Source organism: Pseudomonas sp. GW823-FHT06B06 (assembly GCF_058795195.1).
The window spans coordinates 120238-138748 of sequence record NZ_JBXAHO010000005.1 but is presented as its reverse complement, the minus strand read 5'-3'; the positions used below and the strand labels follow the sequence as shown (position 1 = coordinate 138748).

The window sequence follows — 18511 nt, the reverse complement described above, 5'->3', positions numbered from 1 at the left end:
ATCATCATCCTCAAAGAGCCCCGCACTGGGCGGGTGCTGTTTCGTAATAGGCGCTGGGATCGGCGTCCTCCGGCAGTGTGAAACGCAGTTCACAACGTTCCATCCCCGGCGCGCTGATCCACAGCGCACGGGTGTCGAGGACGTTGGGCAGGAACACCAGGCCGCCGTCCTGCACCAGGGTGACGAACTCACCCTCCCCGGTATTCACAGCCGCGCCACGGGGTAGTGGCTCCCCGTTGTTGTTAGTCACTTTGAGCAAGGCGCGCCGTGTCAGGCTGATGCCGAACTCAACGTTGTCGACGGCACCGCGACCGGCCGAAATCACCGCCAGCCCGTTGTTGATGTCGGCGTTGCGCGGCAGGGTTCTGGTGTCCACTTCCACCGCGCTGCGACCGTAGGCCACCACTTGCGGGACCACCGCCCGGCCTTGCCAGTCGGTCCAGACCGGGCCGCTGGGCGTCGTCACTTTGATCGCACCCATATCGCCCACCGAAAGCAGCGCGAAGGTGTCGCTCACCTGATAGGGCGACAGCGTCACGCCACCGCCGTGCAGCACGGCCCCGCCCCGGGCACCGATCTGATAACTGTCACGCTCGGCATCGGTACGTGTGTAGTTCAGGTCCAGTTGGGTGTAGCGCGGCAGCAAGGAAACCCCCGCGCTCGATTGCACCTGCCGGTCTCGTGTGTCGTGCTCGACGCCGACCCGATACGCCAGTTGATCGTTGATCTGTTCACTCACGCCCACGCCGCTGCGGTACTCGCCGCCCGTGCTGCGCGCCCAGGTGCGTGCCCGGCGGTTCTGGCCCAGCGGGATGCTCAGGTTCACATATACGCTGTCGTCGCTGCGGTTGGCGCCACTGACTTGCCACTCAGCCGTAGCCGAGATCGATACACCGCCGATGTTGGTCCCCCAGGAGGCGAGCGCGCGGCTGCTGCTGTCACCGTCGAACGTGCCAGAACGACTGAAGCCGGCACTGAATGCGCCGAGCCAGGGATGGGACCAGGACAGTGCAGCGCTTTGCTGATCGCGGTAACGGGAATTGCGCTGGTCACTGGTGCTATCGAACACTGCGTCTTCCAGTTCCCGGTAACCCGGGGTCCGGTAAGAACCGCCGGCATTGAGTGACCACTGCTCGCTCAAAAGGTGCGAGGCGCTCAGGTCGATCTGAAGCCCTTTACCGGGTTGTTGGCCGCTGGCGTTGGCACCTGTCAACGTGGCTTGAATCTGGGTGACAGGTGAGGGTAACAGCGCGATGCCGGCACCCGCCGCGCGGTACTCGTCGGCGCCGGTAATGCCGACGCTCAGCAGGGCTTGTGCGCCGAGTGCACCGCTCCAGCCGCTACTGATCACCCAGGGATCGCCACCTTCTTCGTCGCCGGTATTGCGCACCCTGCCAGCCGCCAGCGAGTAACCCGGAGCCGGTAAACCGATGCCGAGCATCGCGGCAGGAACGGTGAAGCGGCGCTCGCTGCCATCAGCCTCCTTGACCGTGACTTCCACATCGGAGCGGCTGTTGAGGCGACGTACATTGGTCAACGCAAACGGTCCGGCGGGCACCACCGTGGAGTGGATCAACGCGCCGTTCTGGCGGATTTCGACCTGCGCCTGACTGTTGGCAATGCCTTCGATGACCGCGCTTTGTCCTTCGACCTGCAGTGCCTGTTCGTTCAGTACTTGCACGCCGGTGATCTGCGCACCGGCCAGCACCGGGTTGTAGAGATTGATCTGGCCCGCCTGCAGCACCGCTTCCTGGCTGGCGAATGTGCGCTGGGCGTACGCCGCAATGTGCGTCGTGCGGGAGATATCGTCCTGCCAGGTCTGAATTTGTCGGCTGCGCACGATCCAGTCACCGGCATTGAAACCCAGCTCGGTGCTGGCCGAGGCGTAGCGACTCGAATCATCGCCGTATCGGCTGTGCAGACCGATTACGTCGTAATTGAGCAGGCCGGCGATGCCGCCGGTTTGATAGCCGGACACATCTCGAAGAACCGGGCGCAGTGCGTCGCCGGGCACGATCAATGACAGGGCAAGATTGGCCGGGTCCTGATCGACGACGGTTTGCGGCCAGGTGCCGAGCACATCGTGACACGGGGTGTCGTTTGCAGGTTGTGCGTCCACCAACTGTTCAGGCACACCCAGGTTCGCCGCGTCGAGCAAGTCGCGATCAAAGCACAACGTCCCGTCGCGATTGAACCGGACGTCGACCCGACCCTGACGCTGGCCATTGACCGACAACGTGACCGGATGCCGCCCTGCGGGGAAGCTCGGTGCCGCCAGCAACAGCGTCGCCAGCGCCGGATCGATACCGCGTTGCTGCAGGGTGTTTTTATCGAACGATGCCGGCGACGGCACGTCGGCTCGAGCATCGAGCGCCATCAGCACAATAGCTAGCAGCAACACTGCTTTCATCCACAGCCGGCAGGCGTGAGGATGAGCAATCAACCGAATCGCGGGCATGGCTTCGCCGTCACGGTAAATCATCACTGTGTTCATGGGTTTCACTTGGTTTATGCGCGCGTGCCGGCCGATTGCACTGTGGCCTCAGTCACGCTCGGATTCCACTTCACTGAAAACAAGGCGCTCACTGTTCCTTTGTGGCGTCCTGGGTCGCTGCAATCGTCAGGAGCTGATCGGCGCGTCATAGAGCGGTACCGCAAAACCGTAGACGGTGGCCGGTTGAAAGCGCACATGCGTGGCAGTCCCGGCTGGTACCGAAACGCTGATGTGCTCACCGGGCAACACGTAGGTCTTGGGCAACATCGCACTGCCCGCCGAAGGCAGCAGATGTACCTGCTGGCCCAGACGGACCACGTAGGGAGTGTCATTGCGCACGGTCAGTTGATCGCCATTTAGTGACCATTGAAGATCAGTCCATGGGGTGCGATTAGGCGCCAGGCCCTTAGGGTGCAGAATCACCGGCAGGTTCTGGCGCACCGTCACCCCTACACGGGCCTGTCCAGCTTCGGCGGCGGGTTTGCCTTGCGGTATGCCTTCAAAGATCACCCGCTTCAAACGCTGGGTGAGCAAGGGTTTTTCCGATTGCAGAATAAAGCGCACCAACTGGGTCTTCGACGCTTCAACCCGGGCCAGCGGTGGTGTCACAAACACCAGCGATTCAGGGTCTTCGGCAATGTTTTCGAGAGTGACGTGCATCAACGCCAGAGTGGTATCAGTGTTGGTCACTGTAACGGACGCCTCGCCATCGGCCTCATTGATGATGACCACGGAAGTGTTCGGGACCATCCCGTCAGCTTGGGCGTAAACGGTCATCAAGAGCGGGAGTAAGCCAGCGCTGGCGTGGATCAGAAGGCGCACGAAAGCAGAAAACATCGTCATGACGTGTCTCGTTGAATGATCAAAAAAAGGGTGCTGGCGTGACACGGGTTGCTGGTGTCAGCGCTCCAGGCTGATATTGCGCAGCACGCGGTCTGTCAGTAATCCAGTTGCACGGTGATATGGCCGTCGATGGGGATTTCATCGGTCAGAGTCAGGTCGCTGGCACGCACGATAATGGTGAATGCCGTCAGCCTTGCATGCAGGTCTTTTATGGCGATCGGTGTGTCAGGGGCATTCATCGCCGCAAACGAAGTCTTGCCGGCATGTCCCAGGTAGGGCGACGCTCGCCAACTGACACCATCGTCCCGGGACGAGATGGTTTTTACCGCGGCTTTGTCGGCAATCGCGTCAAACAGACCAAGGGCTACACTGCCCAGTTTTTCGTCATCATTAACGATCCCCAGCCCGTGCTGGCTCGGGCTGATGGCAGAAGATCCGCTGCGGTTATCCACCGTGGTCAGGGTAAACAGGGTGGCCGCCTCGCAGTTCACGTCGAGGTAGAGCGTGCCGTTTTCCAGCCGGGTGGGCTGGTCCGGATGCAGGTCCTTCATCCCCACCCTGCCGTGCTCGACGATACCGCCGCTTGAGAGACTGGGCTTACAGGCACTGGGAGTGATCATGCCGGTGACACTCAAGTCGGTGTTGGACCTGGCCAAAGCGGACGGAGCGCCTGTCAGCAGCAAGACTGCGGCCAGCAACGATAAAGGTGTGTTCATGCGTTGGCTCTTCCTTGAAGGAGGTTGTCAGTCATTACCCTGGGTGGGCAGGAGGCAATCTATAGGTCGGGGTAGACGGAAGGAATGCAACTAATACGAAAACGCGGCGTTCGGAGCACGAAGGATGACGACGGACTACAACTCGTCATGGTTCGCTGTATTGTCTGTAGTCTTTTGGCGTGGGTGACGTAGCTTAAAAAAGTAGGGGGCGTCTGTTTGTTTTGTAAGAGAAAGGACAAAACCCCGAAGGCATTGAGTGTCGCTGTTTTACTGATGAGATTGGTTGTTGTAGTGGCCAGTGGACAGCGCTATTTTTCGCGCATTCCAGTCACCTCACAGGAAAACTACGACCATGCGCGTCATCATCGCTGACGACCATCCCGTCGTTCGTATCGGCTTGCGGATGCTCATCGATTCAAGCACAACCTGCGTGGTTGTCGGTGAAGCCGACGGCCCCGACAGCCTGCTGAGTCTTCTTTCCACACTACCTTGTGATCTGCTGATCACAGACTTCTGCATGCCGGGCGACGGGCAGGCCGATGGCCTGAAGATGCTGAGCAGGGTGCGCCGGCACTACCCGGCGCTGCCGATCATTCTGGTCACCATGTTTGCCAACGTCGCGACACTGAGGTCGGCCTTCGCTGAAGGTGCGACGGCCATCGTTGCTAAAGGCGCGTCGGCGACGGAGCTGCCCGACGCGATCAAATCGGTGAGTCAGGGACGGCGGTTTATCAGCGAGTCCCTGCGCGCCGAACTGACCGAGGCCGGCACCGGGGACTCGTCCCCGTTACCGTCACTGTCGGCCAAAGAACATGAAGTGGTGAGAATGCTCGCCAGCGGCATGACCGTCAGCGAGATTGCTTGTTACTTCAAACGCAGCGTGTCGACGATCAGTAAACAGAAAAGCATGGCCATGCAGAGGCTGGGCATTTCCACGGACGTGGATCTGTTTGCTTATGCCCGTGACAGTGGCATGGTGCATTAGCGTGCCAGAGGGTATTCCCACCACGAATGTCGATAGTGTTCGGCGGCTTTGCAGACTATCTTGCTGGCCATCCTTTATTCGTACGGAGCCTGACCATGAGTGATGCCCATCGCGCATTGATCACCCAGTTCTACCAAGCCTTCCAGCGGCTGGACGCCGAGGCCATGAGCGCCTGCTATACCGATGACGTGGTGTTCAGTGATCCGGCGTTCGGCGAGCTTCGCGGGCGCGATGCTGGCGACATGTGGCGCATGCTCACGACCCGGGCCAGGGATTTCTCCCTGACCTTCGATAGCGTTCACGCCGATGAGCACACGGGCACCGCGCATTGGGTCGCGACGTACCTGTTCAGCCAGACCGGCAACACCGTGGTCAACGACATCCAGGCACGATTCGTCTTCCGTGACGGCAAGATCTGCGAACACCACGACCGTTTCGATCTGTGGGCCTGGTCCCGCCAGGCATTGGGTTTCAAAGGCCTGATCCTGGGCTGGACGCCATTGGTAGGGAACGCCGTTCGGGCACAGGCCCTGAAGGGGCTGAAGGCATGGCAGGCCAGTCGCTGATAAGATCGCGGCTTGTTTCCTTTCAAGTTTTGATTGTGCCGTGACCACCCTCAGCGAAAATTCTCTCGACGCCAATGCACCGGTGAGTAAACCCTGGTTCGTCTACCTCGTGCGCGCGGCCAATGGCGCGCTCTACTGCGGGATCAGCGACGATCCGGTACGCCGCTTTGCCACTCACCAGAGCGGCAAGGGCGCGCGCTTCTTTCTTTCCAGCCCGGCCGTGGCGCTGGTCTATACCGAACTCTGCCGCGATAAAAGCGAAGCGCTGCGCCAGGAACGGCTGATCAAGAAACTCAGGAAAAGCGCCAAGGAATGCCTGGTGGCGAGCTTTGCTGCCGGCTTATCAATCTGACTGATAAGTTCCCATCAGGCATATCGGTGTGATGCTTATGGATTGCGCGCTAAGCTGCGGATTCCTTACCCGTGCGGCGGAGCCGAGCATGTCCGAGTTGATTCTTCATCATTACCCGACTTCCCCTTTTTCTGAAAAGGCCCGCTTGCTGCTGGGCTTCAAGGGGCTGTCCTGGCGCTCGGTGAACATTTCGCCGGTGATGCCAAAGCCTGACCTGACGGCCCTGACCGGAGGCTATCGCAAAACCCCGGTGTTGCAGGTTGGCGCCGATATTTATTGCGACACTTCGTTGATTGCCCGCCGCCTGGAACAGGAAAAGGCCTTGCCGGCGTTCTTCCCCGAAGGCCAGGAAATGATCGCGGCCTCCTTCGCCGCGTGGGCCGATTCGGTGGTGTTCCAGCATGCAGTCAGCCTGGTGTTTCAGCCGGAATCGGTAGCTGTGCGCTTTGGCAATATGCCGCCGGAAGCGATCAAGGCATTCATCGCCGACCGCGCCGCGTTGTTCAGCGGTGGCAGTGCTACACGCTTGTCCGCCGAGCAGGCCAAACACCAATGGCCGACGATCATGGCGCGCCTGGAGCAGCAGCTGCAGCGCGAGGAGGGCGATTATCTGTTTGGCGAGCCGTCGATTGCCGACTTCGCAATGGCTCATCCGCTGTGGTTCCTCAAGGCAACCGCCGTGACTTCACCGTTTGTGGATAGCTATCCGGCGGTGTCGGCCTGGTTGGCGCGGGTGCTCGGTTTCGGTCACGGTGCGCCGAGCGAGATGACTTCCGGACAAGCCCTGGAGGTGGCGCGCAATGCCACGCCGGTTGATCTGCCGGACGAGCAGTTTGCCGATCCGAACGGGTTCCAGCCCGGTCAGCAGGTGGTAATCGCCGCGACTGACTATGGTGTTGATCCAGTAGCGGGGGAGCTGCTTTTCGCCGGTCGCGAGGAATTGATTCTGCGTCGTAAAGACGAGCGCGGCGGTTGGGTGCATGTGCATTTTCCGCGGTTCGGGTTTCGCATCGAGGCCTGCTAAAAGCGAAAGATCGCAGCCTGCGGCAGCTCCTACAGGGGATCGATGTACACCCTGTAGGAGCTGCCGCAGGCTGCGATCTTTTGACCTTTAAATCATTTCAACGCCGCCAGAATCGCATCCGGGTCATACCCGCGAATCAACGTCCCGTTGACATCGATGATCGGAATCCCGCCGCCGCCCAGCGCCTGGTAAGCCTTGCGCGCTTCGTCATCCTTCTCGATATCGAATTCCTTGTAGGGAATGCCTTTCTGATCGAGGAAGCGCCGGGTCAGCTTGCAGTAGCCGCACCACTCGGTGGCGTAAAGCACGACGTTGGCCTTGGCCTGGGTCTGCTCGGGCACTACTTGCGACGGGTTGAACACCCGCTCGATCTTGCCCCAATGCTGATAGACCACGACCACCAGCAGGATCAACAGGCATTTCTTCAATACGCTACCGAGCATCAGTTGCGGCGCTTGAGCTGATCGGTGAGCGACGTTGGCAGTCCCTTGATGATCAGCGTGCCGGCTTCTTCGTCGTACTCGATTTTCGAACCCAGCAGGTGCGCTTCGAAGCTGATGGACAGGCCTTCGGCGCGGCCGGTGAAACGGCGGAACTGGTTCAGGGTGCGTTTATCAGCCGGGATTTCTGGCGACAGGCCGTAGTCCTTGTTGCGGATATGGTCGTAGAAGGCTTTCGGGCGGTCTTCGTCGATCAGTTCCGATAACTCTTCCAGGCCCATCGGTTCGCCGAGCTTGGCCTGGCTGCTGGCGTAATCCACCAGGGTCTTGGTTTTCTCGCGCGCGTCGTCTTCGGGCAGGTCTTCGCTTTCGACGAAGTCACTGAAGGCCTTGAGCAGGGTTCGGGTTTCACCGGGGCCGTCAACGCCTTCCTGGCAACCGATGAAGTCGCGGAAATACTCCGAAACCTTTTTGCCATTCTTGCCTTTGATGAACGAAATGTACTGCTTGGACTGCTTGTTGTTCTGCCACTCCGACACGTTGATTCGCGCCGCCAGGTGCAACTGGCCCAGGTCCAGGTGACGGGAGGGGGTCACGTCCAGTTGTTCGGTCACCGCGACGCCTTCACTGTGGTGCAGCAGGGCGATCGCCAGGTAATCGGTCATGCCTTGCTGATAGTGGGCGAACAGCACGTGGCCGCCGACCGAGAGGTTGGACTCTTCCATGAGTTTTTGCAGGTGTTCCACCGCTACGCGGCTGAAGGCGGTGAAGTCTTTGCCGCCATCGAAGTACTCCTTCAGCCAGCCGCTGAACGGATGCGCCCCGGATTCGGCATGGAAGAAACCCCAGGCCTTGCCCTGTTTGGCGTTATAACTTTCGTTGAGGTCGGCAAGCATGTTCTCGATGGCGCTGGACTCGGCCAGTTCGGAGTCCCGAGCGTGCAGAACTGCAGGTGTGCCGTCGGGTTTTTTGTCGATCAGGTGGACGATGCAATGACGGATCGGCATGGGCTTCTCGGCTGAAGGAAGACGGGAGGGCGTGCTCCCCGAAAAAGCGCCCAGTGTACCGCAACCACTGGTTTTGGCGCGGTGCGAACGGCAATTGCGGGGCGACCGGTGGCGCTTATGCGTTTTTTTGCCGATTTTGAGCAATAAAGCTGACCAATTGGGTAGCTAGAGGCGGATATTTCCCCGCCTCTGTGCTAGTTTTGCGCGGTCTTACGCGTAGTCACTGCGTTAAGCGTGCATTCAGCATTTGTCAGGTCGAACCAAACCCTGATTTCGGAATCTATAACCCCGATCCCGTGGTTATTTGGCCGAGGGTGCCGGATCCAAAAGATCGGGCTCGATGGCTGACACTGCACTCTGCAATCCATATGAATTTGATAGGGAAGGAACACTACATGGCTCTTACTAAAGACCAACTGATCGCCGACATCGCTGAAGCTATCGACGCGCCAAAAACCACCGCGCGTAACGCTCTGGACCAACTGGGCCAAATCGTTGCCGATCAGCTGGAAAACGGCGGCGAAATCACTCTGCCAGGTATCGGCAAACTGAAAGTGACTGAGCGTCCTGCCCGTACTGGCCGTAACCCTTCGACTGGCGCCGCCATCGAAATCGCTGCCAAGAAAGTGATCAAGCTGGTTGTGGCTAAAGGCCTGACCGACGCTGTTAACAAGTAAGACTTGTTAAAAAAAAACCGTGCGCCGGAGCGATCCGGGCACGGTTTTTTTTGTGTCTGCAGATTATTGCGCTGCAGGTTTCACCCAGCGCGACTGACGCCAGGTTTGTTGTTGCGCTTGGGTCTGGAACGTCCAGGCCACAAAGCGACTCTGTTTCTGGCCCTGGGACATTTCCACCACCTGGCTTTGCAATGCCCCGGCTTTTTTCAGCGCGGTCTGGATTGCCGGCAGGTTCGAAGCTTTCGATACCAGGGTACTGAACCACAACACCTGCTGACCCACCTGAGCGCTCTCGCTGATCAGTTGGGTGACGAATCGCGCTTCACCGCCCTCACACCACAACTCCGCCGCCTGACCGCCAAAATTCAGTACTGGCAGTTTGCGTTTCGGATCGGCCTTGCCCAGCGCGCGCCATTTACGGCTGCTGCCTCGGGTGGCTTCCTCCAGCGAGGCGTGGAAGGGCGGGTTGCACATCGTCAGATCAAAGCGCTCGGCGCTCTCCAGCAGACCCAGCAAAATATGCTTGCGGTTGCCCTGCTGGCGAATCTGGATGGCCTTGTTCAAACCGTTGGACTGGATGATGGCCCTGGCGGCGGCGATGGCGGTGGCGTCGATTTCCGAGCCGAGGAACTGCCAGCGGTAGTCGCTATGACCGATTAACGGATACACGCAGTTGGCGCCCATGCCCACGTCCAGCACCTTGACCGCGGCGCCCCGGGGAATCTCGCCATCATTGCCGCTGGCCAGCAGGTCGGCGAGGAAGTGCACGTAGTCCGCACGACCCGGAACGGGTGGACACAGATAGTCGGCCGGAATGTCCCAGTGGGCGATGCCGTAGAACGACTTGAGCAGCGCCCGGTTGAACACCCGCACCGCGTCCGGGCTGGCGAAGTCGATGCTTTCCTTGCCGTAGGGGTTGATGATCACGAACTTCGCCAGTTCCGGCGTGGTCTTGATCAGCGCCGGGAAGTCGTAACGACCCTGGTGGCGGTTGCGCGGATGCAAGCTGGCCTTTTCGCGCGGCTCCACGGCTTTGGCCGGGGTCGTGGATTCAGGCTTTTTACGCGCAGGTTTGGGTGTACGAGGGGTGTTCATGGGGGCGGTCGATTCGGGTATGGCTAAAAGTGGCGAGCATTGTCCCACATCCGGGACTTGGGAACCCAATTGGGAGGTTAACCGCATTTCCCCTTGTGGGAGCGAGCCTGCTCGCGAAAGCGGTTTATCATTCAACATTGATGTTGGCTGACAGGACCTCTTCGCGAGCAGGCTCGCTCCCACAAGGGATTCAAGGTGTTTGAGAGAAAGTGGCGGGCATAAAAAAGGGAGGCCACTTGGGCCTCCCTTTTTTATTGCGATTTGCCGTTACAGACTGGCAATCCGCGCATGCTGCTCGGCCAGCTTGCCCAGAGCCTGTTCGGCTTCGGCCAGTTTGGCGCGTTCCTTGTCGATGACTTCGGCCGGAGCCTTGTCAACGAACCCGGCGTTGGACAGCTTGCCGCCGACGCGTTGCACTTCGCCTTGCAGACGCTGGATTTCCTTGTCCAGGCGCGCAAGCTCGGCACCTTTGTCGATCAGGCCAGCCATTGGCACCAGCACTTCCATCTCGCCGACCAGGGCAGTGGCGGACAGCGGTGCTTCTTCGCCAGCAGCCAGCACGGTGATCGATTCCAGGCGCGCCAGCTTCTTCAGCAGGGCTTCGTTCTCGGTCAGGCGACGCTGGTCTTCTGCACTGACGTTCTTCAGGAACAGCGGCAGCGGTTTGCCCGGGCCGATGTTCATCTCGCCACGGATGTTACGCGTGCCGAGCATCAGGCCCTTGAGCCATTCGATGTCGTCTTCGGCGGCCTGGTCGATGCGCGCTTCATTGGCCACTGGCCAAGGTTGCAGCATGATCGTCTTGCCTTCGATACCGGCCAGCGGCGCGACGCGCTGCCAGATTTCTTCGGTGATGAACGGCATGAACGGGTGCGCCAGGCGCAAGGCAACTTCGAGCACGCGAACCAGGGTGCGACGGGTGCCGCGCTGGCGTTCGACCGGGGCGTTTTCGTCCCACAGCACTGGCTTGGACAGTTCCAGGTACCAGTCGCAATACTGGTTCCAGATGAACTCGTACAAGGCTTGCGCGGCCAGGTCGAAACGGAACTGGTCGAGCTGGCGGGTGACTTCGGCTTCGGTGCGTTGCAGCTGCGAAATGATCCAGCGGTCAGCCAGAGAGAGCTCGTAGGCTTCGCCGTTCTGGCCGCAGTCTTCGCCCTTGTCCAGCACGTAGCGCGCGGCGTTCCAGATCTTGTTGCAGAAGTTGCGATAGCCTTCGACGCGGCCCATGTCGAACTTGATGTCGCGACCGGTGGACGCCAGCGAGCAGAAGGTGAAGCGCAGGGCGTCGGTGCCGTAGCTGGCGATACCCTCGGCGAACTCTTCACGGGTCTGCTTCTCGATCTTCTTCGCCAGTTTCGGCTGCATCATGCCGGAGGTGCGTTTCTGCACCAGCTCTTCGAGCTCGATACCGTCGATGATGTCCAGTGGGTCCAGGACGTTGCCCTTGGACTTGGACATCTTCTGGCCTTGGCCATCACGCACCAGGCCGTGCACGTACACGGTCTTGAACGGCACCTGCGGTGTGCCGTCTTCGTTCTTCACCAAATGCATGGTGAGCATGATCATCCGGGCAACCCAGAAGAAAATAATGTCGAAGCCGGTGACCAGGACGTCGGTGGAGTGGAATTTCTTCAGGAATTCGGTCTGTTCCGGCCAGCCGAGCGTGGAGAAGGTCCACAGGCCCGAGCTGAACCAGGTGTCGAGTACGTCGTTGTCCTGTTGCAGCGCGACGTCCGGGCCGAGGTTGTGCTTGGCGCGCACTTCGGCTTCGTCGCGACCGACGTAGACTTTGCCCGACTCGTCGTACCAGGCTGGAATCCGGTGGCCCCACCACAGCTGACGGCTGATGCACCAGTCCTGGATGTCACGCATCCACGAGAAGTACATGTTTTCGTACTGTTTCGGCACGAACTGGATGCGACCGTCCTCGACGGCGGCAATCGCAGGTTCGGCCAACGGCTTGGTGGACACATACCACTGGTCGGTCAGCCACGGCTCGATGATGGTGCCGGAACGGTCGCCTTTCGGTACTTTCAGGGCGTGATCGTCGACGCTGACCAGCAGGCCCGCAGCCTCGAACGCCGCAACGATCTGTTTACGCGCTTCGAAACGGTCCAGGCCGGCATACTCGGCCGGGATCTTGCCGTCGATCGTTTCGTTCAAAGTGCCATCGAGGTTGAACGCCTGAACGGCTGGCAAGACATGGGCGTTCTTGTCGAAGATGTTCAGCAGCGGCAGGTTGTGGCGCTTGCCGACTTCGTAGTCATTGAAATCGTGGGCCGGGGTGATTTTCACGCAGCCGGTGCCGAATTCGGGATCGCAGTAATCGTCGGCGATGATCGGGATGCGGCGGCCGACCAGCGGCAGCTCGACAAATTTACCGATCAGGGCTTTGTAGCGCTCATCGTTCGGGTTAACCGCGACGGCGGAGTCGCCGAGCATGGTTTCCGGGCGGGTGGTCGCGACGATCAGGAACGGGTTGCCTTCAGCGGTCTTGGCGCCATCGGCCAACGGGTACTTCAGGTTCCACAGGAAACCTTTTTCGTCGTGGTTTTCCACTTCAAGGTCGGAAATCGCCGTGTGCAGCTTGGTGTCCCAGTTGACCAGGCGCTTGCCGCGGTAGATCAGGCCGTCTTCGTGCAAGCGCACGAACGCTTCCTTCACGGCTTCCGAGAGGCCGTCATCCATGGTGAAGCGCTCGCGGCTCCAGTCCACGGACGAGCCGAGACGACGGATCTGACGGCTGATATTGCCGCCGGACTGATCCTTCCATTCCCAGACTTTCTCGAGGAATTTGTCGCGGCCCAGGTCGTGGCGATTCTGGCCCTGGGCTTCGAGTTGACGCTCCACCAGCATTTGCGTGGCGATACCGGCGTGGTCGGTACCCGGTTGCCACAGGGTGTTGCGACCCTGCATGCGGCGGAAACGGATCAGGGCGTCCATGATCGCGTTGTTGAAGCCGTGTCCCATGTGCAGGCTGCCGGTGACGTTCGGCGGCGGGATCATGATGGTGTAGGACTCGCCCGCGCCTTGCGGGGCGAAGTAATTCTCTGACTCCCAGGTGTTGTACCAGGAAGTTTCAATGGCGTGCGGCTGGTAGGTCTTATCCATGCGCGGCGGGACCCTATTGGCATTAATTCAGGAAAAGCCGACGAGTATAGCGGGGCATCAAGGATAGGGCGAGCAGGTGCAGACAGGCGCAGAGCGAATGTGGGAGCGAGCCTGCTCGCGAAAGCGTTGTGCCAGTCGACTTAAAGGGTGACTGTTACACCGCCTTCGCGAGCAGGCTCGCTCCCACAGGGGGGGGGCAGTGTGTGGCTCAGTCGTTGTACTGACTGAGAAGCCGTTCCATGCGCGCGCTGAGGCGGCGTTTGATTTCGGTTTCGATGTGCGGCGCGAAGTCGTCGATCACGTCTTGCATGATCAATTGCGCAGCGGCGCGCAGTTCGCTGTCGAGGTAGAGCAGGGCGTCGGCGTTCTGATTGGCGCTCGGCGCGGGTTCGGCAGCAGGTTTGAGGGGTGTTGGTGCGACGGCCGGCGCGGGTTCGCGGACGGTGTCGAACAACATCGGGATCTGTTCCTGGTCACCTTCCTCGACCGTGTCGGTCAGCAGCGGTGGTTGCAGGTTGTCATCGCCGAGCAGTTGGCGGATCGACTCGAGGTCGTCCAGCAGGTGCGCGGATTGTTGCAGCGGTTTTGGAGTGTCCATCGGAATGCTCAGAGTCGCTGTAAACGGTGATCTTGCAGAGGATAGCCCTGTTCGCGGTAGAAACGGAAACTCTCCCGCGCAGCCGTGCGTATGACCGGATCTTCAACCACCACTTCCGCCACGCGGGCGAAACGCTGGGCAAAGGCCGGTACTTTCAGGTCGAGATTGACCAGCAGGTCCTGATGCGAACCGCAGTCATCGCCAACGCCCAGCACGATCAGGCTGTCGGGCTCATTTTCAGCGGGGCCGTGGGGCACGAAGCTTTCACCCTTGAATGCCCACAGGCGCGCATCGAGATCGTCACGCTGGGCCGCATCGCTGCAATGCAGGTAGACGCGATGGCCCATGCGCCAGGCTTTTTCGGTGAGCTTGCAGGCGAAGTCCAGCCGCGCCGAAGGATCGGCGCTGGGCAGGATATAAAAGTCGACTTTGGTCATTGCGGTTCCTGAGCCCGGGTCGACGTCGCCCAAAAGTGACGTCGCCCCAGGGTCATTGGTTTCAGGCTTTGGCACGGTCCAGCAGGTATTGGGTCAGCAGCGGAACCGGACGACCGGTGGCGCCCTTGTCCTTGCCGCCGCTGGTCCAGGCGGTGCCGGCGATGTCCAGGTGCGCCCAGTTCAGGTTCTTGGTGAAGCGCGACAGGAAGCAAGCCGCGGTGATGGTGCCGGCTTTCGGACCGCCGATGTTGGCGATGTCGGCGAACGGGCTGTCCAGCTGCTCCTGGTACTCATCGAACAGCGGCAGTTGCCAGGCGCGGTCGTCGGCAGCCTTGCCGGCGCTGAGCAGTTGGTCGATCAATTGCTCGTTGTTGCCCAGCAGGCCCGAGGTATGGGAGCCCAGTGCAACCACGCAGGCGCCGGTCAGGGTGGCGATGTCGATCACCGCTTGCGGCTTGAATCGCTCGGAGTAGGTCAGGGCGTCGCACAGCACCAGACGGCCTTCGGCGTCGGTATTGAGGATTTCCACGGTCTGGCCGCTCATGGTGGTAACGATGTCGCCCGGGCGCGAAGCGTTGCCGCTGGGCATGTTCTCGGCGCAAGCCAGGATGCACACCAGGTTGATCGGCAGTTTCAGTTCGAGCACGGCACGCACGGTGCCGAACACGCTGGCGGCGCCGCCCATGTCGTACTTCATTTCATCCATGCCGGCACCCGGCTTGAGGCTGATGCCGCCGGTGTCGAACGTGATGCCCTTACCGACCAGGGCGTAGGGCTTCTCGGACTTCTTGCCACCGTTATATTGCATGACGATCAGGCGTGGCGGTTGGGCGCTGCCCTGGCCGACGGCGTAGAACGAGCCCATGCCCAGGGCCTTGATCTTTTTCTCGTCGAGGACTTCGACTTTCAGGTCCTTGAATTGCTTGCCGAGGTTTTTCGCTTGCTCGCCGAGGAAGGTCGGGTGGCAGATGTTCGGCGGCAGGTTGCCCAGGTCACGGGTAAACGCCATGCCGTTGGCGATGGCGGTGGCGTGGGTCACGGCGCGTTGCACTTCAGCCTCGGCGGCCTTGATGGTCACCAGGGTGATTTTCTTCAGCGCGCGCGGCTCGGCTTTCTGGCTCTTGAACTGGTCGAACTGGTATTCGCCGTCCACCAGGGTTTCGGCCAGCAGGCGGGTCTTGCCATAGCTGTCGCGGCCCTTGACCACGATTTCGTCCAGGGCCAGCACGGCGTCGCTGCCACCCAGGCCTTTGAGCGTGTTGAGGATGCCGGCAACGATTTTGCGGAACGGGCGGTCACCCAGTTCTTCGTCCTTGCCCACGCCGACCAGCAATACGCGTTCGGCTTTCAGGTTCGGCAGGCTGTGCAGTAACAGGCTCTGGCCAACCTTGCCGGCCAGGTCGCCGCGCTTGAGTACGGCACTGATGGCGCCAGCGCTGAGTTCGTCGAGCTGTTTGGCAACGGCGCCGAGCTTGCGGCCCTCGCCGACGGCAACCACCAGCGTGGCGGTTTTCAACGTTTGCGGGTTGACGCTTTTTACAACCAGTTCCATGTCCGGATCCCTGAATTGATGGTCAATAGCAAGCGCTGGACAAGGTATGGGCAGCGCTTGCTTATAAATAGAAAGGCGCCAGGATCGACCGGCGACGAAGGCGGCAGTTTGAACCTCGCCAGCGGCGCCTGACAACCCTCGGTTGTAGATTGTGGGAGCAGCCGGTCGACGCTCGACTGCTCGCGAAGAACCTGAGGCCGCCGAGGGGCTTTAGACTTCCCGCGTTATCGTTGACGACCATCGTCGGATCGCCGCCCGGAGCGCTCGCTCCTACAGTCCTCCCCATGCATTGCGCAGTGACAGGCGCACCCAATCACAGGATAATGCGCAATCTTTTTTTCGGCGGCCCTGCCTTGCGGGCTGTCTGACGTGTTTGCTTGTTTGGCCGCCATAGCCTGACAACCCTGGAGTGTCTGGTTTGATCGTCTTTCGTTATCTATCCCGCGAAGTCCTGTTGACCTTGAGTGCCGTCAGTGCGGTGCTGCTGGTCATCATCATGAGTGGACGCTTCATCAAGTACCTCGCGCAGGCCGCTTCGGGTCAACTGGATCCGGGCTCACTGTTCCTCATCATGGGTTTTCGCCTGCCGGGATTCCTGCAACTGATCCTGCCGCTGGGCCTGTTTCTCGGGATACTGCTGGCCTACGGCCGCCTGTACCTTGAGAGCGAGATGACCGTGCTGTCGGCCACGGGCATGAGCCAACAACGCCTGTTTCGCATGACCCTGTTTCCGGCCACCCTGGTTGCGCTGGTCGTTGCCTGGTTGAGCCTGAGCCTGGCGCCACAAGGCGCCAATCAGTTCCAGCTGCTGCTGAACAAGCAGGACGCCCTGACCGAGTTCGACACCCTGGAGCCTGGCCGTTTCCAGGCCCTGCGCGATGGCACGCGGGTGACCTATACCGAGCAGTTGTCTGATGACCGCGTCCATCTGGCGGGGGTCTTCATCTCGCAAAAGAACCTCGGTTCCGACAACAAGGATCGCGGGATCTCCGTGCTGGTGGCGGAAAAAGGCCGCCAGGAAATCCGCCCCGACGGTAACCGCTACCTGATCCTCGATAATGGCTACCGCTATGACGGCAGTCCGGGGCAGGCCGATTACCGGGCGATCAAGTACGACGAATACGGCGTGCTGCTCCCCAAGCCGGACGTCAGCGACGAAGTGACCGACCGTGACGCGATGCCCACGAGCTCCTTGCTGGGCAGCGATGACCTGCGTTCTCGCACCGAGCTGCAATGGCGCTTGTCCCTGCCGTTGCTGGTGTTCATCGTCACCTTGATGGCGGTGCCGTTGTCGCGGGTCAACCCGCGCCAGGGACGTTTCCTCAAGTTGTTGCCGGCAATCCTTCTTTATATGGCCTACCTGACTATCCTGATTGCCGCTCGCGGTGCGCTTGAAAAGGGCAAGATCCCACCAGCGCTGGGCTTATGGTGGGTGCATGGGATATTCCTGGCCATTGGCCTGGGTCTGCTCTATTGGGAGCCTTTGCGCTTGAAGATGGCGAGTCGCCGCAGTGCGCTGGAGGTGGCCCGTGGTTAAGCTCGACCGCTACATCGGCAGCAGTGTGTTCATGGCGATCCTGGCGGTATTGGGGATTATTCTCGGCCTGGCCACGTTGTTTGCGTTCATCGACGAGATGGGCGATGCCAGTGATACCTATACATTGCTCGACGTCATGAGCTACGTGCTGCTGACGGCACCACGCCGGCTCTACGACATGCTGCCGATGGCAGCCTTGATCGGTTGCCTGATCGGTCTCGGCAGCCTGGCCAGCAACAGTGAACTGACCATCATGCGTGCGGCTGGCGTGTCCATCGGGCGGATCGTCTGGGCGGTCATGAAGCCGATGCTGGTGCTGATGGTGGTGGGAGTGCTGATTGGCGAATACGTCGCGCCGGCGACTGAAAGCACCGCCCAGGCCAACCGCTCGCTGGCCCAGGGCAGTGGCGATGCGCAAAGCGCCAAACACGGTTTGTGGCATCGCCAGGGTGACGAATTCATCCACGTCAACTCCGTACAACCCAATGGCCTGCTGTACGGCGTGACCCGCTACCACTTCGACAAGGAGCGGCACATGCTGTCGGCGAGCTTCGCCAAGCGCGCCGAGTTCGACAAGGATCACTGGCAGTTGTCCGATGTCACCACCACGGTGTTCCACGAAAGGAACACTGAAGTGGTGAGCGCCCCGGTCGAGCGCTGGGATGTGGCATTGAGCCCGCAGTTGCTGAGCACCGTCGTCATGGCGCCGGAATCGCTGTCGATCTCGGGGCTGTGGGGCTATATCCACTATCTGGCTGAGCAGGGGCTGAACAATGGCCGTTACTGGCTGGCATTTTGGGTCAAGGTGTTGCAGCCGCTGGTTACCGCTGCCCTGGTGCTGATGGCGATCTCCTTCATCTTTGGTCCGTTGCGCTCGGTGACCCTCGGTCAGCGGGTATTTACCGGTGTGCTGGTCGGTTTCACCTTCCGCATTGCCCAGGATTTGTTGGGGCCTTCAAGCCTGGTCTTCGGTTTTTCGCCACTGTTTGCGGTGCTCGTGCCAGCCGGTGTCTGTGCCCTGGCGGGGCTGTGGTTGCTGCGTCGCGCCGGTTGATGGCGACTTGTTCATCGCTT

At 60.5% G+C, this 18511-nt stretch carries 17 protein-coding genes; 7 read left to right on the top strand and 10 right to left on the bottom strand.

Annotated elements, in window-relative coordinates:
- Positions 1-10: 10 nt before the first annotated feature.
- The 3 genes from AC1Q8Q_RS06480 to AC1Q8Q_RS06470 all read right to left on the bottom strand — a co-directional run bounded on the left by AC1Q8Q_RS06480 (position 11) and on the right by AC1Q8Q_RS06470 (position 4053).
- Positions 11-2494: a fimbria/pilus outer membrane usher protein gene (locus AC1Q8Q_RS06480; protein WP_492614900.1), complete on the bottom strand. Its 2484-nt coding sequence runs from the start codon at positions 2492-2494 to the stop codon at positions 11-13.
- Positions 2495-2620: 126 nt separating this feature from the next.
- Positions 2621-3337, bottom strand: a complete 717-nt coding sequence (locus AC1Q8Q_RS06475; RefSeq protein WP_168758875.1) for a fimbria/pilus chaperone family protein — start codon at positions 3335-3337, stop codon at positions 2621-2623.
- A 95-nt stretch (positions 3338-3432) separates the two neighbouring features.
- The gene (locus tag AC1Q8Q_RS06470) at positions 3433-4053 is read right to left on the bottom strand and encodes a DUF1120 domain-containing protein (RefSeq protein ID WP_033043300.1); all 621 of its coding nucleotides are present in this window, start codon (positions 4051-4053) and stop codon (positions 3433-3435) included.
- Positions 4054-4405: 352 nt separating this feature from the next.
- Here AC1Q8Q_RS06470 and AC1Q8Q_RS06465 point away from each other — a divergent pair, with 352 nt between their 5' ends.
- The 4 genes from AC1Q8Q_RS06465 (at position 4406) to AC1Q8Q_RS06450 (ending at position 6980) form a co-directional block, all read left to right on the top strand.
- Complete coding sequence (locus AC1Q8Q_RS06465) at positions 4406-5038, top strand: response regulator (RefSeq protein ID WP_020799841.1); 633 nt, start codon at positions 4406-4408, stop codon at positions 5036-5038.
- Between the two features lie 95 nt (positions 5039-5133).
- Positions 5134-5604 (top strand): nuclear transport factor 2 family protein, encoded by a 471-nt coding sequence (locus AC1Q8Q_RS06460; protein ID WP_020799840.1) that lies wholly within the window; start codon positions 5134-5136, stop codon positions 5602-5604.
- A 40-nt stretch (positions 5605-5644) separates the two neighbouring features.
- Positions 5645-5956, top strand: coding sequence for a GIY-YIG nuclease family protein (locus AC1Q8Q_RS06455; protein WP_020799839.1), 312 nt, complete (start codon positions 5645-5647; stop codon positions 5954-5956).
- An 88-nt stretch (positions 5957-6044) separates the two neighbouring features.
- A complete protein-coding gene (locus AC1Q8Q_RS06450; RefSeq protein ID WP_168758873.1) occupies positions 6045-6980 on the top strand; it encodes a glutathione S-transferase family protein in 936 nt (311 codons plus the stop codon).
- 92 nt (positions 6981-7072) lie between these two features.
- Here the strand turns inward: AC1Q8Q_RS06450 and AC1Q8Q_RS06445 are convergent, their stop codons facing one another.
- Positions 7073-7423, bottom strand: coding sequence for a glutaredoxin family protein (locus AC1Q8Q_RS06445; RefSeq protein WP_083349699.1), 351 nt, complete (start codon positions 7421-7423; stop codon positions 7073-7075).
- Positions 7423-8427 carry a nucleoid-associated protein YejK gene (gene yejK / locus AC1Q8Q_RS06440; protein ID WP_020799836.1) on the bottom strand — a complete coding sequence of 335 codons (1005 nt, stop codon included), beginning with the start codon at positions 8425-8427 and terminating at the stop codon, positions 7423-7425. The genes AC1Q8Q_RS06445 and yejK overlap by 1 nt, the downstream gene beginning before the upstream one ends.
- A 395-nt stretch (positions 8428-8822) precedes the next feature.
- Here yejK and AC1Q8Q_RS06435 point away from each other — a divergent pair, with 395 nt between their 5' ends.
- On the top strand, positions 8823-9104 hold the full coding sequence (locus AC1Q8Q_RS06435) for an HU family DNA-binding protein (RefSeq protein WP_007905514.1): 282 nt from the start codon (positions 8823-8825) through the stop codon (positions 9102-9104).
- A 63-nt stretch (positions 9105-9167) separates the two neighbouring features.
- Here the strand turns inward: AC1Q8Q_RS06435 and rlmF are convergent, their stop codons facing one another.
- The 5 genes from rlmF to AC1Q8Q_RS06410 all read right to left on the bottom strand — a co-directional run bounded on the left by rlmF (position 9168) and on the right by AC1Q8Q_RS06410 (position 15900).
- Positions 9168-10199 (bottom strand): 23S rRNA (adenine(1618)-N(6))-methyltransferase RlmF, encoded by a 1032-nt coding sequence (gene rlmF / locus AC1Q8Q_RS06430; RefSeq protein ID WP_492614899.1) that lies wholly within the window; start codon positions 10197-10199, stop codon positions 9168-9170.
- A 267-nt stretch (positions 10200-10466) separates the two neighbouring features.
- Positions 10467-13313, bottom strand: coding sequence for a valine--tRNA ligase (locus AC1Q8Q_RS06425; RefSeq protein WP_020799449.1), 2847 nt, complete (start codon positions 13311-13313; stop codon positions 10467-10469).
- Between the two features lie 208 nt (positions 13314-13521).
- On the bottom strand, positions 13522-13911 hold the full coding sequence (locus AC1Q8Q_RS06420) for a hypothetical protein (protein ID WP_020799450.1): 390 nt from the start codon (positions 13909-13911) through the stop codon (positions 13522-13524).
- A gap of 8 nt (positions 13912-13919) precedes the next feature.
- A complete protein-coding gene (locus AC1Q8Q_RS06415; protein WP_020799451.1) occupies positions 13920-14348 on the bottom strand; it encodes a DNA polymerase III subunit chi in 429 nt (142 codons plus the stop codon).
- Between the two features lie 61 nt (positions 14349-14409).
- Positions 14410-15900: a leucyl aminopeptidase gene (locus AC1Q8Q_RS06410; protein ID WP_033039432.1), complete on the bottom strand. Its 1491-nt coding sequence runs from the start codon at positions 15898-15900 to the stop codon at positions 14410-14412.
- A gap of 418 nt (positions 15901-16318) precedes the next feature.
- Here AC1Q8Q_RS06410 and lptF point away from each other — a divergent pair, with 418 nt between their 5' ends.
- On the top strand, positions 16319-17437 hold the full coding sequence (gene lptF / locus AC1Q8Q_RS06405; protein ID WP_492614898.1) for an LPS export ABC transporter permease LptF: 1119 nt from the start codon (positions 16319-16321) through the stop codon (positions 17435-17437).
- Complete coding sequence (lptG, locus tag AC1Q8Q_RS06400; RefSeq protein WP_020799455.1) at positions 17430-18491, top strand: LPS export ABC transporter permease LptG; 1062 nt, start codon at positions 17430-17432, stop codon at positions 18489-18491. The genes lptF and lptG overlap by 8 nt, the downstream gene beginning before the upstream one ends.
- The last annotated feature ends 20 nt before the right edge of the window (positions 18492-18511 follow it).